This is a genomic window from Chitinophaga sp. YIM B06452, from assembly GCF_039655965.1.
In the GTDB taxonomy this organism is placed as follows: Bacteria; Bacteroidota; Bacteroidia; order Chitinophagales; family Chitinophagaceae; genus Chitinophaga.
The window spans coordinates 47,798-73,325 of record NZ_JAWLKY010000005.1 but is presented as its reverse complement, the minus strand read 5'-3'; the positions used below and the strand labels follow the sequence as shown (position 1 = coordinate 73,325).

Sequence of the window (25,528 nt, the reverse complement as noted above, 5' to 3'; positions counted from 1 at the left end):
TCATATCCCCGGGAATAAATAATGTTATAATTTGGCGCCTGAAATCAAAAATTTAAACTTTCATGAAACAAAGAGCCATTTATCCAGTTGCGCTGTTTTTCCTGTTATTATGCTCAACAGCATCCGCTCAAAAGCTTTCCGTTAACGACAACGTGATCAACTTCGGTATCGGATTCGGTTCCACCTACTCCTTCAATTCCAACTACAGCGGCTTCCCTGCTCTCAGCGTTTCCTACGAGCGCATCTGGCCGAAAGAGATCGGTCCCGGCCTGCTCGGTGTAGGCGCCATTGTGGGTTTCCGCAGCATGTCGTATAAATACGATGTGGGCAACAATCATTACAAGAACAAATTCAATACCCTGCTCATTGCTGCGCGTGGTACCTATTACTGGGAAAAGCTGGTGACTGAAAAATACAATGTTTACGGCGCGGCCCTGGTAGGTATCCGTTCCGAAAACTATAAAGCAGACGGCAACCCGGGTTTCCTGGTAGACGACAACAGCGTGCATCCTTTTGTAGGCGTGGTTGCCGGCGGCAGGTATTATTTTACGCCCAACATCAGTGTGTTCGCCGAGCTGGGTTACGATATCAGCTGGACCAAAGCAGGTATCAGCGCAAGGTTCTAAACACATCGTCGCACAATTCATAAAAAAAAGAGCGGTTGATTTCAACCGCTCTTTTTTTTATTGTCCGGGCATCAAATATCTTAGCTCTTTTTACGGAATGCTGCATCCAGCGAATAACGGCCGCTGCCCAGCAGGAATATCACGATAGAAAGCAGGAGGTAAACCAACGCCAGTTCTTTCACCTGGAACGGGTCTTTGCCATGGGCGATGAAAAAAGCCACCAGCATGGTGATAAAGATCGGGATCACGGTAAGGCGGGTGAAGAAGCCCAGCAATACAAAAATGCCGCAGAAGAACTCCGCGAATATTACGAGTATCACGGTAGGTTTTATACCGATGCCGATGATGTCCTGGAACATGCCGAGCATGGCTTCGTAGTTGGAAAGCTTGCCCCAGCCATGGTACATAAACAGGCCGCCGAAAATAAGTCTTAAAAGGAGTGCTGCAAGATCAGTACTGAGTGGTTGAATGTTAAGGATGCTGTTCTTCATATTGTAATGGTTTGTAGGTTAAGTACACATCAAAAATAAGGCGAATATTTAACTTTTCATAGGGTTAATTGCGACTTTATAGGGGGGCGTATTGTACTTAACGGATACAGCGGTTCTCATCCTGTTCAGGGAGCGGGGATGAATTTTTCCATCGTCATCCAATATTTATCCTTGAAGATGCGGTAGCTCACATCCTGTTTGGCGGGGTATCTTTCAATGTAAGCGGCTGTTTGCCGGGATATTTCCCTGAATTCGCGGCAGGCGATGAAAATGAAGCGGGATCCGCCTTCTGTGCTCCGGCCAAGATAAAGGTGCCCTTCCTTTTCATGCAGGCCGGCCAGCAGTCCGTCCTCGAAATCGCCCAGCGCTTCGTGCATGTCGGCTGAAGGCATGCCGTTATCATCGGCGTCAAATTCATGTTCTATCACGAGCATCCAGGGATGTGAAGGTTTGGCGTCCCATTCCAGCAATTCGGAATTGATGCAGGCGATCAGCGGCATATTGTAGTTGTTCATGCCTTCCACGACGGAGTAAAGATCGCCATCTTTATTGCTGCGGGTGCCTTTGTATTTCTCCACGAATTCTTTTTCGCGCCAGCGCAGGAAATCTTCCAGTTTTTCCAGCGGTATCAGCGTTTGACCTTCCGGCCCGCCGAATTGTATGGCGTCTATCAAAGTAGCTGTAGCCAGCTCTCCGAGAGCGTTTTCGAGGAAGATCATAATGCCGTTGCCGATCTCTTTCTGGTTTTCTTCGTTGTAATCGGTATGCACGAATGTGATATCGATCTCGTCGGGGTATTCAGGGTTCTCGTTGCTGTAAAAACTGATATTGCGGCTGCTGAAAGTATAACCGTTCATGCCGATCTCGATATCGGGAAAACCAAGGCCGGGCTTCAGCGCAGTGAATTTCCAGCCGGGAAGGGCGGGAGCCGCCGCCACCAGGTCTTCTACGAACACAAATGATTTGATATCGCCTTCGGCGGATATCACCATTTCAACCGTATGATCATCGTATTTGCCTGCGAGGGAATAAAATTGTTCGTTCAGCTGGTGGAGTTGGGGGATCACTTTGTCCATGAACCGGCTGTCTATCTCCGTTCCTTTCTCCAGCACGCGGTAAAATTCCCTGTCGTGCCGGGCAAACCATTTCCAGAAAGAGGCATTGTCGTGAATGTCTGTTTTTTCCTTTATGCCGAACAGTTTGCTGAGTAAACTCATAGGAAAGGATTATGTAACAATTATACCTTTTTTTTATGATTTGCAGCGGTGTTCTGAATTTTTACTACTTTTAGTTTAGCAGAAATCGCCAAAATCAGTTTATTAGTATCCCGTCTATATTGCTCATGCAGAATGTTCCACATAGTGAAAATGAGTTGTTGCGCCTGCTTGCGGACGGCGATGAGCATGCTTTCCAGGTAATTTTCGAGCGCCACTGGGACGCTGTTTTTTCCACCGCCCTCTTACTCACCAAATCAGGCTCCGTTGCGGAAGACGTGGCGCAGGACGTGTTTACCATGCTGTGGGAGAAACGCGCTTCGCTGGCCGGGGTGCAGAAATTAGAGGGTTTCCTCTTCGTGTCTGCCCGCAATATCATTTATTCCCGCTTCCGCAGGCTGGCCTCGCAGGACGCCTACCGGCAGTATATCCTTTCCTGTTTCCGGGAAGACGGCGCTGAGAGCGCGGAAACAGCCACAGAGCTGCGGGAGCTGGACCGTACCATCCAGCAGGCGATAAGGCTGCTGCCGCCCCAGCAGCAGAAGGCTTTCAGGCTCAGCCGCTTCGAGGGCATGCAGCATGAGGAAATTGCCGTTACCATGGGCGTTTCCCGCATCACCATCAAAAGTTATATCGTACAGGCCATCGCAAGCCTCCGCAAAGCCCTGGCCAACCACCCTTCCGGCGCGCATTTCCTTGTCTGCGCTGTATTTTTGCTCCATTCCTGATTTTTTTTTGAAACCGGCACCTCCCTATGGCGGGGTTGTGCGTCTTTACAATGTTCAGGCTTCCCAGGCCGGGACTTTAATTGATTGCACGTTATGGATCAGAAAACCTTTGATGCATTGCTGGACAGGTTCCTCAGCGAGGATTTAAGCCGGGAAGAGGCCGAACAGGTATTGCATTCCCTGGAAGATAACGACATGCGCGGGCAGTGGCAGGCCGCCATCACCAGCCTGCTGGAAAACCGGCAGCTTCACGGCCTTTCAGACCCCGCCCGCCGCGACGCAGTGCGCAAAGCTATCCTGGCCAAAAAAGCGCCCGTTCCCGTTAAAAAGTCGCCGCTCCGGTATCTCAAATATGCCGCCGCCGCTGCAATAATTGCAGCCATAGCACTGGTGCTGTATAAACCCGGCGGGAAGAAAGCCCCGTTGCAGGCCGGTAATACGCAGGATACCAACCAGGTGATACCCGGCGGCAACAAAGCCGTGCTGGTACTGGCAGACGGCCGGCAGATCACGCTCGACACTGCGGACAACGGTACCATTGCCAGGCAGGGCAACGTGCAGGTGATCAAGCTGGACAGCGGGCAGCTGGCCTACAATCCTTCCGGGAAGGGCGGCGCCGTAGGCTATAACACACTGGCAACGCCGCGCGGCGGGCAGTTCCGCATCATATTGCCCGACGGCAGCAAGGTTTGGCTGAACGCCGCATCCACCCTGCGTTTCCCGAATGCTTTCACCGGCAGCGAAAGAGAAGTGCAGCTGAGCGGCGAGGCTTATTTTGAAGTAGCAAAAAATCCCTCCATGCCCTTCAGGGTGAAAGTGAACGATATGGCCGTGCAGGTGCTGGGCACCCATTTCAACGTAATGGCCTATGCCGACGAACCGGGCATCCGCACCACTTTGCTGGAAGGCGCCGTGAAAGTGCAGCATGGCGGCAAAGCCATGCAACTCGCGCCCGGCCAGCAGGTGCAGCTTACGCCCTCCGGTGGCATGACCCTGGAAAACGATGTGGACGTGGAAGAAGTAGTGGCCTGGAAGAACGGTTATTTCCACTTCAACCACGAGTCGCTGCAGGGCGTGATGCGGGAGATCGGCCGCTGGTACGACGCGGAGATCGCGTATGAAGGAGAGATCGCGCCGCGGCAGTTTGGCGGCAAGATCGAAAGGAGCAGCAGTGTAACGGAAGTGCTGAAAATTCTCGAACTAAGTAAAGTGCATTACAGGGTCGAAGGAAAGAAAATAATTGTAATGCCTTAGGACAAATACAATCGTTATGCAAAAACAAATTTTATCAGTTATGAAAAAACATTAGGCACGCACAGCCCTAAAAAAACCGGCCCGATGGCAGTCGGAGCCGGCAATGTTCGCAAGGGCAAACCATGATGAAATCATTCCACGGTATTCCACAACCCCGGCTGAGCGCCGGGATGGGGATTTTATTACCCTAACAAACCAAAATTATGCAATTTATTCCTGATTGTACGCGGTATTTCAAAGGGCGGCTGATCGCCAAAACACTGCTAGTTATGAAATTCTCCCTGATCATTTTATTGTGCGCATGTATGCAGGTGAGCGCACGGGGCTACGCCCAGAGCGTTACCTTGTCTGAAAGGAACGCTCCGCTTGAAAAAGTGTTCCGCTACATTGAAAAACAGACCGGCTATGTGTTCTTCTTCGATCATTCGCTGGTAGACAAGGCGGCCCGCGTAACCGTCAATTTTAAAGCTTACCCGCTGGACCTTGCGCTGGACCTGTGCCTGAAAGACCAGCCGCTCACGTATTCCATCGTGGGGAAAAATATCGTCATCAAACAAAAAGAAACCAGCATCGTATCGAAGATCATTTATGAAAAAGCGCAGGATACGACAGTGAACGCCAACGGCCGCGTAACGGACGCCAAAGGCGAGCCGCTGCCCGGCGCTTCGGTAGCGATCAAAAATACATCCACCGGCACGGCTACCGACGGCAACGGCGTGTTTAAGCTGAAAGCCCCGCGTCGCGCAGTGCTCGTGGTATCTTACATCGGTTATAAAGGGCAGGAGGTAACGGTTACGAACGACCAGCCCCTGAATATCACCCTGCAGCTCTCCGTAAGCAGCACAGACGAAATAGTGGTGATCGGCTACGGCACCGCCCGCAAAAGCGATCTCACCGGTTCATTGTCGCAGGTGAAATCAAAAGACATCACCTCGTATCCGTCGACCAACATCATGCAGGCCCTGAGCGGCCGCGCGCCGGGCGTGCGCGTGATGCAGAACAACGGCGCCCCGGGCGGTGCCATCAGCGTGCGCATCCGCGGGATGAACTCCATCCTTGGCGGGAATGAACCGCTGTATGTGATAGACGGGTTTCCCTTCAACGGCAACCCTACTTTCCTTCAGAACTCAGACATTGCTTCCATCGAAATATTAAAAGATGCTTCCTCCACCGCGATCTACGGTTCCCGCGGCGCCAACGGCGTGGTGATGATCACCACGAAGAGCGGCCGCAAAAAAGAACAGACCTCCGTTGAAGTGGAAGTAGGCTACACCCTGCAAAAGGTCTCCAAAAAAATGGCGCTCATGAACGCAGGGCAATACGCCACGCTGTACAACGAGCAGGCCAAGAACGACGGGCTCGCGCCTTATTTCACGCAAGGGCAGATAGACAGTCTTTCCGCCACTCCCGGCACAGACTGGCAGGACCTGGTGCTGCATACAGCCCCGCTGTTTACCACCAGCGCCACGGTAAACGGCGGCACGGAAAAAACGAAGTTTTCTATCGGTGGTTCCGCCTTTTCGCAGGACGGCATTGTGCGCAATTCCGATTACAAACGCTACAGCATCCGCGCGAACATCGAGCACGACATCAGCAAGGTGTTCAGCGTGAACTACAACGCCATCCTCACCCGTCTCAACAGCAGCCGGAAGAGCAATGCAGATCCTGGCAACCGCGGCAGCGACCTGATCTCCGCCATGCTCATGGCGCCGCCCAGCCTTACGCCTTACCTGGCCAATGGCGGCTACCGCAGGCTCAACACGGCATACCCGTTCATCTCCAACGTGATCATCAACCCGCTGGTACCTCTTTACGAGCAGTCAGATAATATCAAAGGCGACCGCATCCTCGCCAATGCCGCGCTGGTGATCAAGCCCTGGAAAGACCTTACCATTAAGATCTCCGGCGGTGTGGAGAATGTGAACGACCGTGTGGACCAATACAGCAACATTGAGCCTTCCACCAACTCCGTTGGCAGCGCCACAGCGTACACCGACCAGTCTACCAGCCTGCTCAACGAAAACGTGATCACTTACAACAAACAGTTCGGCAAGCACACGCTCACCGCGATGGGCGCGTTCACCTACCAGGACTTCGTCTTCAATACCCTGCGCGGCTCCGGCTCTGGCTTTCTCAGCGACGTTACCGGCACCGGCAACCTGGGCAGCGCGGCTACGCCAGGCATTCCCGGCTCTAATTACCACAAATGGGTGCTGCTGTCGTACCTCGGGCGTTTGAACTACAACTACGCGGATAAATACCTGGTGACGTTCAGCTTCCGTACAGACGGGTCTTCCCGTTATTCTAAAGGCAACAAATGGGGTAATTTCCCCTCTGCGGCCCTTGCCTGGAGGGTCTCCAGCGAAGAGTTCATGAAGAACAGCAATTTGATCTCCGACCTGAAACTGAGAGCCAGTTACGGCGGCTCCGGCAGCGCGGCGGTAACGCCTTACCAGACGCTGAACCAGCTGTCGTCTACCAATACCATTTTCGGCGACGCGCTGTACACCGCCTTTGCGCCCGGCACCACGCTGCCCGGCGACCTTCGCTGGGAAACCACCCGCATGTTCGACGCCGGTGTGGACATTGCCTTCCTCGACAATGCCCTCCGCTTTACCGCCGATTACTACAACAAAAGAACCACCAACCTGCTGAATACCGTGCAGCTGCCCGCTTCCATGGGTTACCGCACAACCGTGCAGAACGTGGGCGAGATACAGAACGTTGGCCTGGAGCTGAACCTGGAAGCAGACGTGCTCAAAAGGGAAGTGAACTGGACGCTGGCAGGCAACATCGCCTTCAACCGCAACAAAGTGCTGAAACTGTACAACGGGCAGGACATCTTTGGCCGTACGCTCTATACCGGTTCACTGAACGATTACATCAACCTGCTCCGCGAAGGCCAGCCCCTGGGCATTTTCTACGGTTATAAAGAGATCGGCTATACGCCGCAGGGCAACCTCATGTACGAGGATATTTCCAAAGACGGCGCCATCAGCGCGGCAGACAAAACCTACATTGGCGATCCCAATCCCGACTTCATTTACGGCCTCAACTCCATCACCACCTGGAAAGGTTTTGAGCTGACCGTATTCATCCAGGGCAGCCAGGGCAACGACATCTTTAACCTGAACAAAGCTGCTACGCTGGATCTTGGCATGGGCCTGAACCTGCCCCGCGAAGTGTATGAAAATCACTGGACGCCGGAAAATACGAACACCAAGTATCCCAAGGTGACCCGCAACCTGGCGGGCAATATTAGCACCCGCTTCGTGGAAGACGGCAGCTACCTGCGTTTTAAGAACATCCAGCTGGCTTATAACCTGCCCACGCGCAACTGGGGCTGGAAATGGTTCAAAAGCGCGCAGGTGTATGCCAGCGGGCAGAACCTGATCACCTTTACCAAATATTCCTGGTACGATCCCGAGATCAATGCCTTCGGCGGAGCCAATTCCATCACCCAGGGCATCGATTATGCGACATATCCTACCAATAAATCAGTGACATTCGGCATCCGCTGCGGGTTCTAAACCATTTTTCTTTACGCTAATCATTACAGAATGAAACAGTCATTGCTCATTATACTTACCGCTCTTACGCTGGCTTCCTGTTCGAAAATGCTGGAAGAGAAACCGAAGTCCATCGCGGCGGAAACATTTTACAATACGCCCGCCGAAGTGGAAGCCGGGCTGAATGCGATCTACCAGCCCATACGCGGCAGCGGCAACCTGGGCGCGCTTTACCAGTGCCAAATGGAGATCTATACGGAATACATGTACGGCCGCGGCAGCCATGCGCCGCTGAACGATTACACCGGGCTCGATAATACCAACATCACCCGCGTGGGCGATATGTGGGCTACCTTTTACCAGGCCATCCGCAACGCCAATATCGTGATCCAGAAAACGCCTGGCGGAAAGGAACTGTCTGATGCGGACAAACAACGCTACATCGCCGAGGCGCGCTTCATGCGCGGGCTCTGGTATTTTTATCTTGTGCGCAACTGGGCCGGCGTACCCATCCGTACGGAATTCAATATGGATTCCATTGACCTGAAGCGGAACACGAAGGAAGAAGTGTATGCCTTTATCCTGGCAGACCTCCAATACGCCGAAACGAACCTGCCCGACGCATCGCGCCTGAGCGGCACACCCAACAAGCTGGTAGCCAAGACCGTGCTGACCGATGTGCTGATGAACATGAACCGCTACGCCGACGCCAGGGATAAAGCGCTGGAAGTGATCAACTCCAAAAAATACTCGCTGGTGAGAGTGACCGTTCCCGAAGATTTCGATAAAATATTCGGGCCCGACGTACAGTCGTCTACAGAGGAGATCTTTTACATCAAATATTCCAGGACGCCCTCCGGGCAAGGGTTTGCTTACCCTCAATACGCGCACTATCCCGGCACGGGATATTATCCCCCCGGCGGTTTTTATACTTTTTACAGCGACTCAGAGCAAAATAGTTTCATCAAAAACTGGGATAAAAACGATTTGCGTTATACTTTTAACTGGTATCCGCAAACTTTCGGCCTTGGAGCCACCACGATCCTCAACCGGAAGTTCAGCGATAAGACCACTACCACGAGTGGCGGCAACGATTATCCCATGTACCGCTATGCCGACGTGCTGATGTTTTACGCCGAATGCGTGGCCCAGGCTGGTGGCGCGCCTACGGCGGATGCTATGGAGAAACTGAACATGGTGCACCGCAGGGCTTACGGCAAAGACCCGCTGGCAGCTGATGCCACGGTAGACCTCAAGCTGGCGGATTACAGCAGCAAGCAGGCTTTCATTGATCTTGTTGTAAAGGAAAGGGGATACGAAAACTGTTCCGAAGCCAAACGCTGGCCCGACCTGAAGCGCCTCGGCATTGCCGCGCAGGTGATACAGGCGGTGAAAGGCAAAACGGTGCAGCAAAAGCACCTGTTGTGGCCGATACCCACTATCGAATACAACTACAACAAAGCAATAGACCCGGTAAAAGACCAGAATCCCGGTTACTAAAATTTACAAGCATGATGAAACTTAGATTGTTATTAGTACTATGCCTGGCGGGAATTTCCGCGGGGCTTTCCGCGCAATCCGTGCGGGAGGTGGACATTTGCGTGTACGGCGGTTCTTCCGCCGGCGTGATTGCAGCCTACACCGCGAAGAAACTGAACAAGACCGTTTTACTCATTGAGCCGGGCAAACGCCTTGGCGGCCTTACTTCCGGCGGCCTGGGCTATACCGATATCGGGAACAAATATGCCATCACCGGTATTTCCCGCGATTTCTACCGCCGCATCGGCAAACATTACGGAAAGTTTGAGCAATGGATATTTGAACCCGGTGTGGCAGAGCGTACTTTCCAGGGCTATATCCGTGAAGCGGGTGTGGAAGTGCTGTACCAGCACCGCCTGGCCGGCGCGCAGAAAACCGGCGGCAGGATCACCGGGATCCAGCTTGAATCTTCCACCGGCGGCGCGGCCAAACATGCCGTGATCCGCGCGAAAATGTTCATCGACTGTACCTACGAAGGCGATCTCATGGCCAAAGCCGGCGTTTCGTATACGGTTGGCCGTGAGGCCAACGCGCAGTACAGCGAAACCTACAACGGTGTACAGTTGCGCAACAAGCACCAGTTCCCCGAAGGCGTTGATCCTTATAAAGTACCCGGCAAGCCCGAAAGCGGCCTGCTGTGGGGCATCAGCGCTGAGCCTATGGCAGAGCAGGGTTCGGGCGATAAAAAAGTGCAGGCGTATAATTTCAGGATATGCCTGAGCAGCGAGCCTGGTAATATGATCCCCATCACGCAGCCGGAAGGGTACGATCCCGCACGGTACGAGCTGCTGCTGCGCGTGGTGGAGAAAACAAAGCCGGGCAACCTCTGGGGTATCCTCAAGTTCGACCTCATGCCCAATCATAAAACGGACATCAACAACAACGGCGCGTTCTCTACCGACATGATCGGCATGAACTACAACTATCCCGAAGCGGACTACGCCACCCGCGAGAAGATCACGAAAGAACACGAGCTGTATAATAAAGGCCTGCTTTACTTCATCGGCCACGATCCCCGCATGCCGCAGCACCTCCGCGAAGCGATGCTGAAATGGGGTTACCCGAAAGATGAATACCAGGACTTCGGCAACTGGAGCCCCCAGATGTACGTGCGTGAAGCGCGCCGCATGGTGGGTGCTTACGTGATGACGCAAGCCAACTGCGAAGGGAAGGAAGTGGTGAAAGACGGCGTGGGCATGGCGGCCTATACGATGGATTCCCATAACTGCCAGCGCATCGTGGAAAATGGCATGGTGAAAAATGAAGGAGACGTGCAGATCGGCGGCTTCGGGCCTTATCCTATCAGCTACCGCTCCATTATCCCGAAAGCAGAGGATTGCGAGAACCTGCTGGTGCCGGTTTGCCTTTCCGCTACGCATATCGCTTACGGATCTATCCGCATGGAACCGGTGTTCATGGTGCTGGCGCAGTCTTCCGCCACCGCGGCCGTTGCAGCGATCGACAATAAAACTTCCGTGCAGGATATAGACGTTGCAAAATTGCAGCGCGAACTGGCTGCCCGCCCGCTCGCAAGCAACCACACCGCGGAAATACTGGTGGATAATGACGATGCGGCACATGTGGAGAAAAAAGGCGACTGGAAGCAGGAGAAAAAAGGCGCTTACGGCCCTTCGTTCTTCGAGGCTGCAAAAGGCAGCCAGCAAAGCTCCGTGCGTTTCACACCGGATGTGCTGAAGGCCGGAACATACAAGGTGTACACTTATGTGCCCAAGGTTCCCGGTCTTTCATCCAGCACGCAGATCACCGTGTTCGACGGTAAAAAAGAAAAGAAAGTGCCTTATACTGCAGCGTCCGTACGCGTGCAGGGCCAGACTTCCGGCGAATGGGTGGAACTGGGAAGCCATACTTTACCAAAAGGCAATAAAGCATACGTGGAGATCTCCAACACCGGCGCAGATGGTGTGATAGTGGCAGATGCGGTGCTGTTCATTCCCGTGGAAAAATAAACCCGTCATTGCGAGGAGCAGCGGGGCCAAAGCGCGAAGGGCGACGAAGCAATCTCCTGCGTTGAACTGGCGTACTCCAAGCTATGGAAGAGAGAGTGCTTCGTCGCGGCTCCTGCACAAAGCCCCACGCGGCTTCTCGCAATGACGAGTCTTTCTCAATAATATACAGGCCGGGCGGACGTGTCGCCCGGCTTTTTTTATTCGGATTGCTGCAGGCGGCGGCTTTCTTCTCCTGTACCTGCATCGCGGGCGGGGCGGGTATTTTTATCGCCTTTGCTGAAGCGGTAGCTGAAAAAGAGCGTGATGTTCCGTGTGTCCCATTTGCGGGAACTGAAGCCGGTGACGCCGTTCAGCCGGTTGTAGTCCTGCCTGTCCACCCGCGTATATGCCGCATCCCTGATGTTCAGCTTGATGGTGCCGTTGTTGCGCAGGATCTTTTTGCCTATGCCCGCGTGTATATGCCAGGTGGCGGCCTGCGTGAATTGCGCATAAGCCTGCGGCGATGTGTAGCCGGTGTTGATCTCCGCGCTCCAGGTCTCCAGGAAATTAAATTGCTGGATGGCGCTCAGTTCCCAATTGTCCGCCGTGAAGCGGATATCCTGGCCGTAGAGCGATGTGCCGGTGGTGGCGCTTGTGTACACCACAGCAGGATTGAGCGTCCACCAGGGCGCAGGTTTCAGCGCAACGTCCAGCGAGAAGCCGGTGATGGTCCTGTGGCCGATGTTTTGCGGACGGCGGTAGAAAATATTTTCCCGCACATCGATGGTTTCGTCTATGCCGTTGCGCAGGCGGTTGTGGAAAATGGACGCGGTGTAGGTGTTGCGGTAGGTGTAGGAGAGTTCAGAGTTGATGGAGAATTGCGGTTGCAGTGAGGGATTTCCCTGGTCATAGGTAAATCGGTCGCGGGGGGAGGCATAGGGCGTGAGGTCTGTATAACCGGGCCGGTCAATGCGCCTGCCCAGCGCAAGGGTCAGCTGGTGGTCGCCGGTTTTCCCGGGCTTGTAGGTGAGGAACAGGGTGGGGAAGAGCTGGGTGTAGCTGCGGGTAAAAACGCTGTCCTGCTCTTCTTTTGACGCTGGCTGATTTCCCCTGGTATCCGTGTGTTCCAATCGCAGGCCCAGCTGGTAAGTGATTTGGCGGAAGGTTCCCTGGTAGCTGGCATACCCTGCATGGATGCGCTCGCGGTAATTAAAAGGCTGTACGAGATTGAATTCCGGCAGGTTGCCTGCATATACCGCGCGGTTGGACGTTTCCATAAAAGAGGATTTATAGCCGGCCTCCAGCTTTGCGCCGCTGCGGAACGGGCGCTTGTAGTCGGTTTTGATGGTGAAGATGTGGATGTTGAAAGGCTGCAGGCCCGACAGTTCTTCGGGGTAGTAGCCCGGTTCGCTGATGCTGTAATTATGAAAGCTGTTCTTCTGGTTGAAAGAGATATAATCGAGATCAGCGGATATTTCATGGCCAGCGCTATCCAGCTGGTGATTCAGGTAAATGTTGGCGAAGGTATTGTGGTGATTGCGCGAGGAACGGTTGTCCGCTGAAATGACCGTATCGTTCAAAAGGGATTTGTACGATTGCCGTGTTTCCGGCTGCGCGCCTTCACTACGGTGGAAATAATTGTAAGTGACCGCCCCGCCCACCGTGGTTTTCGGCGTCAGTATGTAATCAGCGCCGAGCTTGATCAGTACCTGGTCGTGCGCGGTTTTGCTGAAGCTGGTTTGTGAAACAGAACGGTCTGTATAATATCTTTCACTGACGAAATCATAGAACCCGGCGCCTTTGTAATTGTACAGGTTGCCATACAGGTTCAGCCGGCTGGTGCGGTAATTAAGGTTGGCGCTTTGCGCGTAGCGGCCGTAGCGGCCATGTGTGTTGTCGCTGTTGATATTGCCGTTGAAGCCCCTGTTCTTCCCTTTCTTCAGTATGATATTAATAATGCCGCCATTGCCTGCCGCATCAAAGCCTGCCAGCGGGTTGGGCATGATCTCGATCTTGTCCAGGATAGCGGCGGGAAGGGATTTCAGGTAGTTGGCCAATTCCGTTCCCTGCAGGTAGGACGGTTTGCCGTCTATGAACACTGTTACATCCTGCTTGCCTTTCAGGCTGATGAGATCATTGTCCACTTTCACGCCGGGAGATTGTTCCAGCACTTCCAGCGCATTGCTGCCGGCGTTGGAAAGCAGCGCGTCCACGTTTACGATGGTTTTGCCGGGCTTCCGTTCCACCGCCTGCTTCTGGCTGGTTACGCTGACGCCCTTCAGCTGCCGCACTTTCGGGGCCGGCAGGGAATCCTTTTGCTGCGCGTGAGCGCCGAGGGATAAGCACAATAAACATAAAACGATGCGCATAGTTGTACGGTTTTATGCAGCAAAAGAAAGCCATTGCGGGGCCGGCTGGCAGCATTTTCGCCGGGCGGCAGGTCTTGTATGGCATAAAACGGAAAGGAGCTGTTTTGCGCCGCTTTTGCGCCGAAAACGGGTTGGAATATGCCGTTCGTCGAATAGCGCCGGGGGATGGGAGAATATCCTTAATTTCGGCATTCAACGGATGATGAAGCATTATTATATCGCCAATAACCGCCTGCTCACACATATCCTTTTCTGGATCTGTTACCTGTTTGTGAACACGGGCGTACACGCAGACTCGGAGCGGGGCACGTTCTTCTATTTCCTGGAAGAGCTGGGCGGGCTGCCCGCGGCTATTCTCGTGGCTTATGTGAACATGTACGTATTATTCCCCCGGTTCTTTCTCCGGAAAAAATACCTGGCATATTCCGCACTGGCCGTCCTGCTGCTTTTCATAGGCTCGCTGATCAACCGCTTTGTCACGGAAAAAGTGTTTGAGCCGGTGTTTTACCCGGATAGTACCTACCGCGAAAAGGTGTTCGTCTGGTACATGATCTTCAAAGGCATGCTCTGGTTCCTCAGCCCCGTGCTGCTTTTTACGCTGGTCGTGAAAATATTCTCCCAGTGGTTCATGCAGGAACAGCGCCACCAGGAAACCGTCAGGGAAAAGCTGGAAGCGGAACTGAACTTCCTGAAAGCGCAGGTGCACCCGCATTTTCTTTTTAATACGCTTAATAACCTCTACGCGCTGACGTTACAATCTTCGCCGGCCGCTCCCAAAGTGGTGCTGAAACTGTCGGAGCTGATGAGCTATATGCTCTATGATTCCCGCTCAGACAGTATTTTGCTGGAAAAGGAGATCATGCACATCCGCAATTATGTGGAGCTGGAAAAGCTGCGTTACAGCCAGCCGCTGGAGGTTTCCTTCAACGTGTCCGGCGATGTGAACGGCCGGCGCATTGCGCCCTTGCTGCTCATCCCGTTCGTGGAGAATGCCTTCAAACACGGCGTCAGCAACGAGACAAACGCCGTTTGGGTAACGATAGATGTAAAGGTGAAAGACGGCATATTAAGCGTAAAAGTGGAGAACAGTCATACGGACAGCCTGCTGCAACCCGCCGGGGAAGCGGAACGGAACGGCATCGGCCTGCGGAACGTGATCCGCCGCCTGGACCTGCTGTACCCCGGCACACATACGCTGGAACTGAAGAAAGAACCCGGCCGTTATACCGCAGACCTTAAAATAAACCTGGAAGGATGAACAAGATCAAATGCCTGGTAGTGGACGATGAGCCGCTGGCGGTGGAAGTGCTGGTGAACTACATCAGCCAGCTGGATACGCTCAGCCTGGCCGGCGCCTGCCACAATGCGATAGATGCATTGAAGTTCCTGCAAAAGAACCGGGTAGACCTTCTTTTCCTGGACATACAAATGCCGAAGCTCAGCGGCATCGACTTCCTGAAAACGCTGCCACACCGCCCCAAAGTGATCTTCACTACCGCTTTCCGCGACTATGCCCTGGAAGGCTTTGAACTGAATGTGCTGGATTACCTGCTGAAACCCGTTCCCTTTGAGCGTTTCCTGGTAGCCATTAATAAATACCACGCCGCGCAGGAAACCGCGCCGGCCCTGCCTTCGCTGCTCATTTCCCCTGCGGCGGGCGCTTCCGCGGACACTTTCATTTACCTGAAAGCCGATAAAAAGATGGTGAAGGTGTTCGAAAAGGACATCCTCTACATCGAAAGCCTGAAGGACTATGTGAAAGTGAAGACCACGGAGAAAGAGATCATCACCTACCAGCGCATCACTTATCTGGAAGAAAAACTCCCGGAAGGCAGGTTCCTGCGCATTCACCGCTCTTACATCATCGCGGTGGATAAGATCCGGTCGTTCAATAGCACAGCCATTGAAGTGGGAGATATTGAACTACCCATCGGGCGGCAGTACCGGGCGGAGGTGATGCGGGCGCTGGGGGTAAAGGAATAAATATTACGCCCTTCCGCCTTCCAGCCAGCTCTTGAAATCGTTCACCCTTTCGCGGCTGATGATCACATCCTCTCCTGCAGCGGGTTCCAGCTGGAGGATGAGGCGGCTGTTGTAATATGCCATGATCTTTTTGATCGCGTCTATGTGAATGATGAACTGGCGGTTGATACGGAAAAAATCATGTTTGTCCAGCAGCTTCTCGATCTGGTCCAGCGAATAATCCAGCGGCATGCGCTGCTGGCTGAAAGTGGTGGCCCAGGTGACGCCTTTGGAAAATTGCAGGTAAGCGATGTCTTTCGCTTTTACATAGATCAGCTGGTTGTTGATGCGGCCGATAAAACGGGTATGGTCGCGGCGCAGGAACTCCGCGGCAATGCGCGTGATGTCTACCTGGTAATTGGGCGCGGGCCTGAACTGTTCGAACTTTTGCAGGGCGTTGCAAAGTTCTTTCTGCTCAATAGGTTTCATGAGGTAGTCGATGCTGTTCAGCTTAAAAGCCTGCAGGGCAAAGCCGTCGTACGCCGTGGTGAATATCACGGGCGTGTGCACTTTGGTGTGGGTGAACATTTCAAAACAATTGCCGTCAGACAGCTGGATATCCATAAACATCAGGTCTGCGGGATGCCCTTCCGCCAGCCAGGCTGCGCCCTGCGCAATGGATTCTATGATGGCCAGCACTTCCACGGCCGGGTTGCACTGCCGGATCAGCTGGATGAGCCGTTCCGCGTTATGCACTTCATCTTCAAATATCACTACTTTCATGATTGCAGGATAACCGGTATTTTAACAATGAACAGGTCATAGGAGGGGAACACCTGTATGCCCCTGCCAATGGCCAGCTCGTATCTTTTATGGATATTCTCCAGCCCAATGCCGGAGGGCGTTTCAGGATTGCTCCTGGCCCGCACTTTATTGGTGATCACCAGCTCGTCACCCTCACTTTTGATCGTGATCAGCAGCGGGTCGTTGGAAGAAAAACGATTGTGCTTGATGGCATTCTCCACCAGCAATTGCAAGGTGGCGGGCGGCACCAGGCCTTTCGTCCTGATCCTTTCCTCTATTTCCGCGGAAAAGCGGATGCTGTTCTGGTGGCGGATGCGGATGAGGAACAAATAGGAATCGAGGAAGTCCAGCTCGGTTTGCACGGGAACCAGGTTCTCGAATTTTTTATCCAGGATGTAACGGTAGGTTTTGGCCAGCTGGGTGATGTAATCCGCGGCCACATCCGGGCTTTTGTATACCAGGTTGGTGAGCACGCTCAGGGAATTGAAGAAAAAATGCGGGTCTATCTGGTTGCGTAAGGCATCATATTTCGCCTGGATGTTCTCCCGCATCAGCCTTTCCGTTTGCAGCTGGTATTCTTTCCAGCCTTTGTAATAATAAATAATGCCGTTAAAAGTAAGGATGAGCAGGTAAAAAAGGAATGTCCCGAAATTGAGGTCGTAACTGAAGCTGCTGGCACTTTCCCAGGCTTCGTACCGGTTGAATAAAAGCACGTCGAATGCGGAATAGACGAAACCGAACCCGGTGGAAACGAACATGCCGTATGCCAGCAGGCTGAGTGCGAGGATCAGTATCTTTTTGGGCCCGGTGTGCTGCTCTACCCAGGCGCCCAGCCGGATAGCGCCTTCCCAGGCGGCGAGGCCATACACGACGTACACCAGGCTGAACAGGTGCCCGCGCATGCTCCACACGTGCATGTCTTCAACAAAAGTATGGTCGAATGACTTGAAGATCGTGCTGAGGATGAAGAGGATCAGCATCCTGGTGAGATAGCGGAAAAGCTTGCTGGTAAATAGTTTGTCGTGCTTCTGGAAATCCATATCGTTGGTTCGCTTCATTAAAAATATGCATTTTCCCTAAACCAGCAGAATGCATCCTTCACCGCGGTTTCCACGGGCGTGTACTGCAATTGCAGCTCCCGTTCAGATTTACGGCCTGAATAATAGTTTTGCAGGCATAAAAGATAGGCCGAAGTATAATTGAGCCGGGGAGAGCGGCCGGTGAGCCGGGCAAGCGCAGAACCGGCCATCCCGGCTGTTTTGAGTATAAAGGAAGGAATCCTTATCAATATTGTTTTCCGGCGCTGCGCCTGGTCTACCAGCCGGAAAAACTCCCGGTAGCTGAGGTTCTCGCCTGCCAGCAGGTAACAATCGCCGGTCTTCCCTTTGTCTATCGCCCTGGTGATGCCAAGGCACACGTCGTGGATATGCACGAAATTTTTCCCGCCGGGCGGGTAGAACACAACGCTTTTGCCGACGCCGTAGAGCAATAGCTTGCCGGAACTGGGTTTCACGTCATTCGGCCCGATCATGAAAGTGGGATTCACGACCACGGCAGGCAGCCCGGCATGTTCCACCTGTTCCAGCACGTATTGCTGCGCGAGGTATTTGCTGTTGATGTAACCTGAATTGGCATTGAAGAGCGAAAACCCGTTCAGTTCGCTTCCGGGATTGGCAAGACTGCCCGGCCCGATGGTGTTCGCGGTGCTGACGTACACCAGCTTTTTCACTTTATGATGCAGGCACGCCTGTACAATATGCCGCGTGCCGGTGAAATTGATCTTTTCATATTCTTCGAAGGAAACGCCCCACTGGTCTGTGATGCAGGCCGCATGTACTACAACGTCGCAGCCTTCCACGGCCTGCATGACCTGCTCTGCATCGTCCAGCCGGCCAAAGAATATCTCGCAGGGAATGTCTGCGATCGCTTTGAGGCCGGCGGTGGGCCGCACCAGTATTTTTACTTCATAACCCAGGCGGTACATTTCCCGGGTAAGGTTGGAGCCGAGGAAGCCGTTGGCCCCTGTGATCAGCACTTTGGTCATATCGAATAACTGATTTCTTTTTTTACTTCCCTGGACACCAGGCGCAGCTTGACCCCTGTCGGGAGCAACTGCATCAGGAAATGGCTGATCCTGTTCATAGCGCCGGGAATGATGACAGGGTATCCCGCCAGCGTCATCCTGATGGCCTTCCGTGCTATTTCATGTGTGGGGATCAGGCCCATCTTGCCTTTCAGGCCCTGGCTGATGATCCTGCGCGAAGTGCCGGAATTGGTGAGTATCGGGCCGGGATATACAACGCTCACGGAGAGGCTGGTGCCGGCCAGCTCTTCTTTCAGCCCCAGTGAAAATACGGAAATAAAAGCCTTGGAAGCCGGGTACACGGTTTTGTACGCGATCGGCGTGAAAGCCGCCATGCTGGAGATGTTCATGATAAAGCTCTTTTCATGCTGCAGCATATGCGGTATCAGCAGCCGGGTAATGAGCGCGGTGCTGCGCACGTTCAGCAGGATGATCTGGTCTATCTTTTCGAGCGAAGCGTCTGTAATGGCCGCTGTTCCACCAATCCCCGCATTGTTGATCAGGAAATTGACGGGATAGTTTGCAATAATATCATCCATGTTCGATCGCAGCTCATCCGTATCAGTGAGGTCGAATTCATAGACGCGCACGTCCACGCGGTATTCGAGCATCAGCTGCTCCGCCAGCGAAGCGGTGTTGCCGCCGGGCAGTGCAATGAGGATGATGTGCATGCCCATGCGGGCGCATTGTATGGCGAACTCCCGGCCCAATCCTGAACTGGCGCCGGTAATGAGCGTGTATTTCATTGTTCGGCTAATGTTTTGAACTTGGACATGGTTTTGATGAGATTGTTGTGCACGATCGGGTCAGAAACCCAGCGGGGGATCTTCCGGCTCCGGTCTGTCGTAATGAGATAGGTGACCTTCACATTCCCTGAATGCATGTTTTCCAGCAACCATTTTCCCCGGGTGCCGGAAAGGCGCATAATACCTGACTTTTCGGGGAAGGCGCTGTGCTGCGCGCTTTGAAAGCTCACCTCGCTGTCTGTGCACTGGAATGCAAGGCAGCAGTCCTGGTTGTCGAAAGGCCAGGGAATGTCGTACTGTATGTAGCTGATCCAGCAGTTGGCCTCAGGAAGCGGCAGCACGCGGTATTCTTTGGCGTTCACGTTCCATTCGCGGCCTTTGGCGGGGTCTTTCAGCAGGCTGATAAGACTGGTCCTGCTGGCCCTTACGAGGAATACGGCTTTGATCTCCCTGACCTTTTCATCGTTGCCGGCGGCGATCCAGCGTTCGTAGAGGAATATGTTCCCTGATTGTTTCACCAGCCTGAACTCTTCCGCAGGCGCGCTGGCAAGCAGTGGCTGGATAAAGACCGCACTCATGATTAATATGGTTATGATACGTTTCATGCTTTGGCATTTAAAGGCAAATTTGAGCCGAAGCATGCGCGCCGCCATAGATTTTCCGCCGAATTGTAGAGTTGAGGGGTTGAGTTGTTGAAAGGGCCTTATTGCGCCCTGGTCCAGGTGGTGGTGCGCCCGAACATGGAAACGCCCACGTACCCTCGGATGTCCAGCGTATTGCCCTTTAATTTCATTTTACTGCTATAGGTTTTGCCGCTTTTTGGGTCGTAGATCTTGCCGTCTTCCCATTCCCCGTCGTCGTATTCAAAACCGGTCAGTATGACCATGTTCAGGATGCTGCGGTTGCGCAGGGCCGGGTCGGTGTTCCTGGTGTCTTTCCGGGGTGTTTTCCCGTCTGCTTCAAATTGGTTGGCGATCCATACGATCTTCCCGGAAAATTCATCGCCGCTGCGGTAGATCTGGATCTTTGCGTCTTTTTCCTCGTTCAGCCAGAAGCCAACAATAGCATCCGCATTCTGGGCTTTGGTATACACCGGGATCATCAGTAAAAGCATGGTTGCCAGCAGTAAGTTTTTCATGGACGGTTGTTTTGATTCGCCCTTCAAATATCGGGAAAAAGCGCGTCATTGCGAGGAGTTGCCGAGCCAAAGCGGGAGGGCGACGAAGCAATCTCCTGCATTGAATTGATATACCCAATATTTGGAGATTGCTTCGTCGCGCTTTCTGCCGCCCGGAACTTCCCATTGCTCCTCGCAATGACGGCTTTGCTGGTCAACGTTCCACACCACCCGGTTGCGGTGCGTAATTATCTCTACAATTATCGGCCGCGGATGCCCTGCTTTCTGCTGCTGTTCCGGGTGGCATGGTTCTTTCCCGTTTTCAGTAAACATCATACCATGGCAAAGGGAAACGATCTTACCGACAATAAACGCGATGAGGACCGCATGAAAGGCAACACCGCAAAGATGGACCTGCCGCAGATGCACGACATACCCGGCCAGGAAAACATCAAACCCGCACCGATGGGCGAACTGGCCGATACCACCGCTTCCTCCGCAGATGAAGAAGGCGCCGGCCTGCTGGACGATCTCAATGAAACCGATGCGGACAACAACAATGAACCACTCACGGAAGGGGAAAGCAATGTAACGGAAGAAGAGCGCCGCGCACTGGAAGACGCCGCCAGCCGCGACCCGTCTTACGAAGAAGAAACACGCATGCACGGCGCGGAAGTGGACATGACCGATACGGACGGCGACCCGCTGAATGAAGGCGAAGAGCTGGATGTGCCCGGCAGTGAAGACGACGATCAGCGGGAAGACACAGGCGCGGAGGACGAAGAGAACAACGAGTACAGTATTGATAAGAACGATTAAAATTTTTTTATGGCAAAGAAGAACAACATTCTTGAAGAACATGGAGAAGGCCCCGTAGCGGAAGCTATTGAAGAACAGACCGCGAAACTGCCTTCCGACGCTTTTCTCTGGGCTTCTATTGGTGCCATGAGCGTGGCGCTGGCATTGCAATGCCTCGGCCGCAAACATGCGAGCCTCTTTGTGGGGCAATGGGCGGCGCCTTTCCTGCTTTTCGGGATCTACAACAAGCTGGTAAAACAGCTGGGGCATGATTAAATAAGGCTTATGCAATACAGTTCATATTCCCGCAGGTGAACCAGCAGGCCCTCCAGATGGACGATTTTGCCAAAGCCATCATGGAAGGAAGGCCTACGCCCGTACCCGGTGAAATGGGCCGGCAGGACGTGAAGATATTGCAGGCCATTTACCGTTCCATGGAAACCGGGAAGAGGGTGGGATCTAACAAATTTTCCTGAAAGTGATATTGATGCGCGCACCGAGCGGCTTTGCCGTTTTCGGAACAGCGTGCTGCCAGAAGTGTTGCGTGGCGCCCGCCATGATCAACACGCTGCCGTGTGTGAGCAGCACAGAGCGTTTCAGCGAACGGTTCATATAATGCCGGAACTGGAATTCCCGTTCCGCACCGAAACTCACTGAACCGATCACGGGGTTCAGGCCGAGAGAACTTTCATTGTCGCGGTGCCAGCCCATGCTGTCCCGGCCATCGCGGTAGAAATTCATTAACGCGCTGTAGAAATAATGCCCGGCTACTGCCTCCACTCTTGTTTTGATGGCCAGTAACGCATCTGTCCAGGGTTGCGGCTGCATAGTGATGCCGGAATAGCTGTAAGCTTTACCTTCGTCTCCATACCAGGCCGTCAGCCGCGGTTGCATGATCGTTTTCCCGAACAGGATCACAGGCTCCTGTTTCCAGCTGATGGTTTCCTGCAATAATTGTAAATAACGGCCGCTTTCTTCCCGGGTGAACAGCGCGGGGTATAAAACCGCTTCACCGTCCACGGGCAACAGGTTGTTCATAAAACAAAGATACAGGCGGCATGCGGAAATGCGCCACCCGTATCTTGCGGATTAATAGGGCGGATTTCCTTAATTTCGCCCCAAATTTCCGGACGATGAATTTTTATACAAGGAAGTGGGTAAAGCCCGAAGACCTGAATGCGCACGGCACTTTATTCGGCGGCAGCCTGCTGCGCTGGATCGATGAAGAAGCGGCGATCTATGCCATTATACAGCTGGGAACAAACGGGTGTGTGACGAAGTTTATGTCCGAGATCAATTTTATCAATTCAGCCCGCCAGGGCGACATCGTGGAGCTGGGCATCAAAGCCACGCACTTCGGGCGTACGTCTATCACGCTTACCTGCGAAGTACGCAACAAGATCACGCAGAAATCCATCCTCACGATCGACAAGATCGTTTTTGTAAGCGTAGACGACAAAGGCATTCCCAAGCCGCACGGCAAAACGGAAATAACGTATACGGATGAACGCCTGCGCGAAGCGCCGGGTGAACGGTAGGCGAATTCAACTTATCCGCAGGAGATATTCGACGGGTCATTCCAGGAGTAATCCACTTCCTGTTTCTGTTTGCGGGCGAGGAACCATGCCTCGATATCTTTCAGGTCGTGCCCGAGCGTATACATGGCCGCTTTCACTTTTTGCAGGGATACATTAAACTTTACGGCCAGGCGCATCAGTTCCTGCATGGGAACGCTGTGTTTGATTTTCCTGGTATTTTCCATAGCGCACGTTTCATTTACCCTTATATCCGCAATTTTGTGCCAGAACCCGGAAATCCGGCGGGCGCCTGCTTCCCGCAACGGCTGTGGCCGGCCGTTTGTGGAATTCCCACGGCAAATTGGGGATGAGCGGAGAGGAGAAATATCGAAATATTTGTATTTTGATACGCATTAAAATAAAATTCCAGTTATGAAACTTGCCACCCTGCTGCTCATATTGAGCCTGCCTGCCTTTGCCCGGCAGGATACCCTGCCTAAAGGCACTACCGTGCCGGAACATCCGCGTATCTTATTATTGAAAGGAGAGGAAACGCAGCTCCGGGAAGCCACTGCCGCAGATCCCGCCTGGCAGAAGATGCACAAGGCCATCCTCGCCGAAAGCGATGCCATGCTAAGTCTGCCTAACCTCGAACGTAAAGTGGAAGGCCGCCGCCTGCTGGGCGTTTCCCGGGAATGTATCCGCCGCGTATTTTATCTTTCCTATGCCTGGCGCACCACCGGCGAGCAAAAATATTTTGCCCGCGCCGAAGCTGAAATGCTGGGCGTTGCCGCTTTTGCAGACTGGAATCCATCGCATTTCCTGGACGTCGCTGAAATGACGCTGGGCATGGCCATTGGCTACGACTGGCTCTACGGCAGGCTTTCAGCCGCTTCCCGCAAAACGATCTCCGACGCCATTCTCGAAAAAGGCGTGAAAACTTCGCTGGAAACGAAAAATAACGGATGGCTGCGCGCTTCGCACAACTGGAACCAGGTGTGCAACGCCGGCATGATGTACGGCGCGCTGGCGATCTACGAACAGCAGCCTGAGCTTGCACTGCAGATCATCAACCGCGGCATCGCCTCCATCCAGCTGCCTATGAAGGATTACCTGCCGGATGGCGCTTATCCTGAAGGATACGGATACTGGGGCTACGGCACCAGCTTCAATGTGCTCTTCATCAGCGCGCTGGAAAAGCTTTTCGGGAAAGACTTTGGGCTCACGGCCAAACCCGGCTTCCTGCAAACCGCTGCCTACCTTGAAAATATGACAGGTCCTACCGGCCTGCCTTTCAATTACTCCGACGCGGGTAATGGCGGCGGATTGAATGCCGCCATGTTCTGGTTTGCCGGCAAAACAAAAGACCCTTCATTGCTTTGGGTGGAAAAAAGCTGGATGGAAAGCGGGAAGAACCATACCCGCGACCGCCTGCTGCCCGCCATCATGCTCTGGAACAATAACATCCGCCTGTCTTCCATCAAACCGCCTTCCGCACTGATGTGGACCGGCGCGGGGAAAAATCCCGTGGCGATGATGCGCACTTCCTGGACGGATAAGAATGCCATATTCGTTGGCATGAAAGGCGGCTCGCCTTCCGTGAACCACGCGCACATGGACGCAGGCTCTTTCGTGATGGAAAGCGACGGCGTGCGCTGGGCGATGGACTTCGGCATGCAGGACTATAACTCCCTGGAATCAAAAGGTGTGAAGATCTGGGGCAGCGCCCAGAATTCGCAGCGCTGGGAAGTATTCCGCTACAACAACTTCGTTCATAATACGCTTACTGTCAACGGGCATTTGCAGTCGGTGGAAGGCAATGCACCCATCACCGCGTTCAGCCGCGCGGAAAATTTCATGCAGGCCACTACAGATATTACCTCGCTGTACAAAGGCGATCTCGAAAAAGCCATCCGCGGCATCGCGGTCGTGAACAAACAATATGTGCTGGTGCGCGATGAAGTGGCGGCGCCGGGAAAAGAAACCCTCATCCGCTGGACGCTGCTGACGCCTGCAGACGTGAAGATCACCGGCAATAATACCGCGGAGCTTACGAAGAACGGCAAATCGCTTACGCTGAAAGTGGATGCGCCCCTGCCGGTGGAGATGAAGACCTGGAGCACACAGTCAGACAAAGATTACGACGCGCCGAATAAAGGCACTATCCTCACCGGCTTCGAAATGAAAGTGCCCGCGGGTTTCAAAGGCGCCATCAACGTGTTCCTGCTGCCGCGGAAAGACATACAACCCGCTGCAGTAAAGGCATTGGCGGAATGGCCTGCTTCGAAATAAAATTCCTGTCATGGGGTTATGAAATATGGGAATAAACATGCATATTTGAGTACTCTTTATTGTGCAGTACTCTTTATTGTTAGCGTTTCACCCGATTTCTTCAATACAAACCAAAACCCAATGGCAAGAAAGAACATCCTGTGCTTTGGCCTGCTGGCCGGAGCCCTGTTTTTCGCAAGCAGCTTTAAGAACCCCGCCGCTACCACGGCAACAGAAGCAGTGGCTTCAGTGACCACGACAGACACGTATTATTTCACCATCAACGGGCGCAGCGCAGACGTTACGATCACGTATTTCGTTTCCGGCGGCATTTATTCCACGCCGGTTGCGACCATCGCCGGCCTCGGTTCGTTCCCGATGACGAACACTTCACATTCGCCCGGGTCAGGGCCTATCCCGAATGTGGACGGCTTTCATGTTTCCATTCCCGGGCCGGATGGCGATTACATCGTGGACGCCATGATCCATGGAGTTGTAAACAGCTGGTGGAGCGTGGAAAGCGTTACGCCTGAATTCATTGTGTATTAAGGCAT

25 protein-coding genes are annotated in these 25,528 nt (G+C 53.4%); 14 read left to right on the top strand and 11 right to left on the bottom strand.

Annotated elements, in window-relative coordinates:
* Window positions 1-62 precede the first annotated feature (62 nt).
* Window positions 63-626, top strand: coding sequence for a hypothetical protein (locus R3I13_RS22015; RefSeq protein WP_346320136.1), 564 nt, complete (start codon window positions 63-65; stop codon window positions 624-626).
* Between the two features lie 80 nt (window positions 627-706).
* Here R3I13_RS22015 and R3I13_RS22010 read toward each other — a convergent pair whose 3' ends face one another.
* Entirely contained in the window at window positions 707-1,117 is a 411-nt protein-coding gene (locus tag R3I13_RS22010) for a DoxX family protein (protein WP_346320135.1), read from the bottom strand.
* Window positions 1,118-1,242: 125 nt separating this feature from the next.
* Complete coding sequence (locus tag R3I13_RS22005; protein WP_346320134.1) at window positions 1,243-2,334, bottom strand: DUF695 domain-containing protein; 1,092 nt, start codon at window positions 2,332-2,334, stop codon at window positions 1,243-1,245.
* Between the two features lie 125 nt (window positions 2,335-2,459).
* Between R3I13_RS22005 and R3I13_RS22000 the strand changes: the two genes are divergently transcribed.
* The 5 genes from R3I13_RS22000 to R3I13_RS21980 all read left to right on the top strand — a co-directional run bounded on the left by R3I13_RS22000 (window position 2,460) and on the right by R3I13_RS21980 (window position 11,328).
* On the top strand, window positions 2,460-3,059 hold the full coding sequence (locus R3I13_RS22000) for a sigma-70 family RNA polymerase sigma factor (protein ID WP_346320133.1): 600 nt from the start codon (window positions 2,460-2,462) through the stop codon (window positions 3,057-3,059).
* A 93-nt stretch (window positions 3,060-3,152) separates the two neighbouring features.
* Window positions 3,153-4,313, top strand: coding sequence for a FecR domain-containing protein (locus tag R3I13_RS21995; protein ID WP_346320132.1), 1,161 nt, complete (start codon window positions 3,153-3,155; stop codon window positions 4,311-4,313).
* A gap of 269 nt (window positions 4,314-4,582) precedes the next feature.
* Complete coding sequence (locus R3I13_RS21990) at window positions 4,583-7,843, top strand: TonB-dependent receptor (RefSeq protein ID WP_346320131.1); 3,261 nt, start codon at window positions 4,583-4,585, stop codon at window positions 7,841-7,843.
* 30 nt (window positions 7,844-7,873) lie between these two features.
* A complete protein-coding gene (locus R3I13_RS21985; protein ID WP_346320130.1) occupies window positions 7,874-9,322 on the top strand; it encodes a RagB/SusD family nutrient uptake outer membrane protein in 1,449 nt (482 codons plus the stop codon).
* 11 nt (window positions 9,323-9,333) lie between these two features.
* Complete coding sequence (locus R3I13_RS21980) at window positions 9,334-11,328, top strand: FAD-dependent oxidoreductase (RefSeq protein WP_346320129.1); 1,995 nt, start codon at window positions 9,334-9,336, stop codon at window positions 11,326-11,328.
* A gap of 197 nt (window positions 11,329-11,525) precedes the next feature.
* Here the strand turns inward: R3I13_RS21980 and R3I13_RS21975 are convergent, their stop codons facing one another.
* A complete protein-coding gene (locus R3I13_RS21975) occupies window positions 11,526-13,676 on the bottom strand; it encodes an outer membrane beta-barrel protein (protein WP_346320128.1) in 2,151 nt (716 codons plus the stop codon).
* A gap of 199 nt (window positions 13,677-13,875) precedes the next feature.
* Between R3I13_RS21975 and R3I13_RS21970 the strand changes: the two genes are divergently transcribed.
* Window positions 13,876-14,934, top strand: a complete 1,059-nt coding sequence (locus R3I13_RS21970) for a histidine kinase (RefSeq protein ID WP_346320127.1) — start codon at window positions 13,876-13,878, stop codon at window positions 14,932-14,934.
* Window positions 14,931-15,659 carry a LytTR family DNA-binding domain-containing protein gene (locus tag R3I13_RS21965; protein WP_346320126.1) on the top strand — a complete coding sequence of 243 codons (729 nt, stop codon included), beginning with the start codon at window positions 14,931-14,933 and terminating at the stop codon, window positions 15,657-15,659. The genes R3I13_RS21970 and R3I13_RS21965 overlap by 4 nt, the downstream gene beginning before the upstream one ends.
* 3 nt (window positions 15,660-15,662) lie before the next feature.
* On the opposite strand, the gene R3I13_RS21960 is transcribed toward R3I13_RS21965, so the two are convergent.
* The 6 genes from R3I13_RS21960 to R3I13_RS21935 all read right to left on the bottom strand — a co-directional run bounded on the left by R3I13_RS21960 (window position 15,663) and on the right by R3I13_RS21935 (window position 20,409).
* Window positions 15,663-16,421 carry a LytTR family DNA-binding domain-containing protein gene (locus R3I13_RS21960; protein ID WP_346320125.1) on the bottom strand — a complete coding sequence of 253 codons (759 nt, stop codon included), beginning with the start codon at window positions 16,419-16,421 and terminating at the stop codon, window positions 15,663-15,665.
* Window positions 16,418-17,500, bottom strand: coding sequence for a histidine kinase (locus tag R3I13_RS21955; protein ID WP_346320124.1), 1,083 nt, complete (start codon window positions 17,498-17,500; stop codon window positions 16,418-16,420). The genes R3I13_RS21960 and R3I13_RS21955 overlap by 4 nt, the downstream gene beginning before the upstream one ends.
* The gene (locus tag R3I13_RS21950; protein ID WP_346320123.1) at window positions 17,500-18,486 is read right to left on the bottom strand and encodes an NAD-dependent epimerase/dehydratase family protein; all 987 of its coding nucleotides are present in this window, start codon (window positions 18,484-18,486) and stop codon (window positions 17,500-17,502) included. Before R3I13_RS21950 ends, R3I13_RS21955 begins: the two co-directional genes overlap by 1 nt.
* Window positions 18,483-19,271, bottom strand: a complete 789-nt coding sequence (locus R3I13_RS21945; RefSeq protein WP_346320122.1) for an SDR family NAD(P)-dependent oxidoreductase — start codon at window positions 19,269-19,271, stop codon at window positions 18,483-18,485. The genes R3I13_RS21950 and R3I13_RS21945 overlap by 4 nt, the downstream gene beginning before the upstream one ends.
* Window positions 19,268-19,876 carry an START domain-containing protein gene (locus tag R3I13_RS21940; protein ID WP_346320121.1) on the bottom strand — a complete coding sequence of 203 codons (609 nt, stop codon included), beginning with the start codon at window positions 19,874-19,876 and terminating at the stop codon, window positions 19,268-19,270. The genes R3I13_RS21945 and R3I13_RS21940 overlap by 4 nt, the downstream gene beginning before the upstream one ends.
* 98 nt (window positions 19,877-19,974) lie before the next feature.
* Entirely contained in the window at window positions 19,975-20,409 is a 435-nt protein-coding gene (locus R3I13_RS21935) for a DUF2147 domain-containing protein (RefSeq protein WP_346320120.1), read from the bottom strand.
* Window positions 20,410-20,727: 318 nt separating this feature from the next.
* Here R3I13_RS21935 and R3I13_RS21930 point away from each other — a divergent pair, with 318 nt between their 5' ends.
* Genes R3I13_RS21930 through R3I13_RS21920 form a run of 3 tightly spaced genes read left to right on the top strand, consistent with a single transcriptional unit; the run spans window position 20,728 to window position 21,662 of the window.
* Window positions 20,728-21,207: a hypothetical protein gene (locus tag R3I13_RS21930; protein ID WP_346320119.1), complete on the top strand. Its 480-nt coding sequence runs from the start codon at window positions 20,728-20,730 to the stop codon at window positions 21,205-21,207.
* 9 nt (window positions 21,208-21,216) lie between these two features.
* Complete coding sequence (locus tag R3I13_RS21925; protein WP_346320118.1) at window positions 21,217-21,462, top strand: hypothetical protein; 246 nt, start codon at window positions 21,217-21,219, stop codon at window positions 21,460-21,462.
* 35 nt (window positions 21,463-21,497) lie between these two features.
* Window positions 21,498-21,662: a Gfo/Idh/MocA family oxidoreductase gene (locus R3I13_RS21920; RefSeq protein ID WP_346320117.1), complete on the top strand. Its 165-nt coding sequence runs from the start codon at window positions 21,498-21,500 to the stop codon at window positions 21,660-21,662.
* Here R3I13_RS21920 and R3I13_RS21915 read toward each other — a convergent pair.
* Entirely contained in the window at window positions 21,646-22,224 is a 579-nt protein-coding gene (locus R3I13_RS21915) for an alpha-ketoglutarate-dependent dioxygenase AlkB (protein WP_346320116.1), read from the bottom strand. The two genes, R3I13_RS21920 and R3I13_RS21915, sit on opposite strands and share 17 nt — an antisense overlap.
* A 95-nt stretch (window positions 22,225-22,319) precedes the next feature.
* Here R3I13_RS21915 and R3I13_RS21910 point away from each other — a divergent pair, with 95 nt between their 5' ends.
* Complete coding sequence (locus tag R3I13_RS21910; RefSeq protein ID WP_346320115.1) at window positions 22,320-22,724, top strand: hotdog domain-containing protein; 405 nt, start codon at window positions 22,320-22,322, stop codon at window positions 22,722-22,724.
* An 11-nt stretch (window positions 22,725-22,735) separates the two neighbouring features.
* Here R3I13_RS21910 and R3I13_RS21905 read toward each other — a convergent pair whose 3' ends face one another.
* A complete protein-coding gene (locus tag R3I13_RS21905) occupies window positions 22,736-22,948 on the bottom strand; it encodes a hypothetical protein (RefSeq protein WP_346320114.1) in 213 nt (70 codons plus the stop codon).
* Between the two features lie 187 nt (window positions 22,949-23,135).
* Here R3I13_RS21905 and R3I13_RS21900 point away from each other — a divergent pair, with 187 nt between their 5' ends.
* Entirely contained in the window at window positions 23,136-24,995 is a 1,860-nt protein-coding gene (locus tag R3I13_RS21900; RefSeq protein WP_346320113.1) for a heparinase II/III family protein, read from the top strand.
* A 120-nt stretch (window positions 24,996-25,115) separates the two neighbouring features.
* Complete coding sequence (locus R3I13_RS21895) at window positions 25,116-25,523, top strand: hypothetical protein (protein WP_346320112.1); 408 nt, start codon at window positions 25,116-25,118, stop codon at window positions 25,521-25,523.
* Window positions 25,524-25,528: the final 5 nt, after the last annotated feature.

Coding starts and splice junctions, on each gene's coding strand:
- R3I13_RS22015 (WP_346320136.1), top strand. CDS start 63: ATGAAACAAAGAGCCATTTATCCAGTTGCGCTGTTTTTCCTGTTATTA.
- R3I13_RS22010 (WP_346320135.1), bottom strand. CDS start 1,117: ATGAAGAACAGCATCCTTAACATTCAACCACTCAGTACTGATCTTGCA.
- R3I13_RS22005 (WP_346320134.1), bottom strand. CDS start 2,334: ATGAGTTTACTCAGCAAACTGTTCGGCATAAAGGAAAAAACAGACATT.
- R3I13_RS22000 (WP_346320133.1), top strand. CDS start 2,460: ATGCAGAATGTTCCACATAGTGAAAATGAGTTGTTGCGCCTGCTTGCG.
- R3I13_RS21995 (WP_346320132.1), top strand. CDS start 3,153: ATGGATCAGAAAACCTTTGATGCATTGCTGGACAGGTTCCTCAGCGAG.
- R3I13_RS21990 (WP_346320131.1), top strand. CDS start 4,583: ATGAAATTCTCCCTGATCATTTTATTGTGCGCATGTATGCAGGTGAGC.
- R3I13_RS21985 (WP_346320130.1), top strand. CDS start 7,874: ATGAAACAGTCATTGCTCATTATACTTACCGCTCTTACGCTGGCTTCC.
- R3I13_RS21980 (WP_346320129.1), top strand. CDS start 9,334: ATGATGAAACTTAGATTGTTATTAGTACTATGCCTGGCGGGAATTTCC.
- R3I13_RS21975 (WP_346320128.1), bottom strand. CDS start 13,676: ATGCGCATCGTTTTATGTTTATTGTGCTTATCCCTCGGCGCTCACGCG.
- R3I13_RS21970 (WP_346320127.1), top strand. CDS start 13,876: ATGATGAAGCATTATTATATCGCCAATAACCGCCTGCTCACACATATC.
- R3I13_RS21965 (WP_346320126.1), top strand. CDS start 14,931: ATGAACAAGATCAAATGCCTGGTAGTGGACGATGAGCCGCTGGCGGTG.
- R3I13_RS21960 (WP_346320125.1), bottom strand. CDS start 16,421: ATGAAAGTAGTGATATTTGAAGATGAAGTGCATAACGCGGAACGGCTC.
- R3I13_RS21955 (WP_346320124.1), bottom strand. CDS start 17,500: ATGAAGCGAACCAACGATATGGATTTCCAGAAGCACGACAAACTATTT.
- R3I13_RS21950 (WP_346320123.1), bottom strand. CDS start 18,486: ATGACCAAAGTGCTGATCACAGGGGCCAACGGCTTCCTCGGCTCCAAC.
- R3I13_RS21945 (WP_346320122.1), bottom strand. CDS start 19,271: ATGAAATACACGCTCATTACCGGCGCCAGTTCAGGATTGGGCCGGGAG.
- R3I13_RS21940 (WP_346320121.1), bottom strand. CDS start 19,876: ATGAAACGTATCATAACCATATTAATCATGAGTGCGGTCTTTATCCAG.
- R3I13_RS21935 (WP_346320120.1), bottom strand. CDS start 20,409: ATGAAAAACTTACTGCTGGCAACCATGCTTTTACTGATGATCCCGGTG.
- R3I13_RS21930 (WP_346320119.1), top strand. CDS start 20,728: ATGGCAAAGGGAAACGATCTTACCGACAATAAACGCGATGAGGACCGC.
- R3I13_RS21925 (WP_346320118.1), top strand. CDS start 21,217: ATGGCAAAGAAGAACAACATTCTTGAAGAACATGGAGAAGGCCCCGTA.
- R3I13_RS21915 (WP_346320116.1), bottom strand. CDS start 22,224: ATGAACAACCTGTTGCCCGTGGACGGTGAAGCGGTTTTATACCCCGCG.
- R3I13_RS21910 (WP_346320115.1), top strand. CDS start 22,320: ATGAATTTTTATACAAGGAAGTGGGTAAAGCCCGAAGACCTGAATGCG.
- R3I13_RS21905 (WP_346320114.1), bottom strand. CDS start 22,948: ATGGAAAATACCAGGAAAATCAAACACAGCGTTCCCATGCAGGAACTG.
- R3I13_RS21900 (WP_346320113.1), top strand. CDS start 23,136: ATGAAACTTGCCACCCTGCTGCTCATATTGAGCCTGCCTGCCTTTGCC.
- R3I13_RS21895 (WP_346320112.1), top strand. CDS start 25,116: ATGGCAAGAAAGAACATCCTGTGCTTTGGCCTGCTGGCCGGAGCCCTG.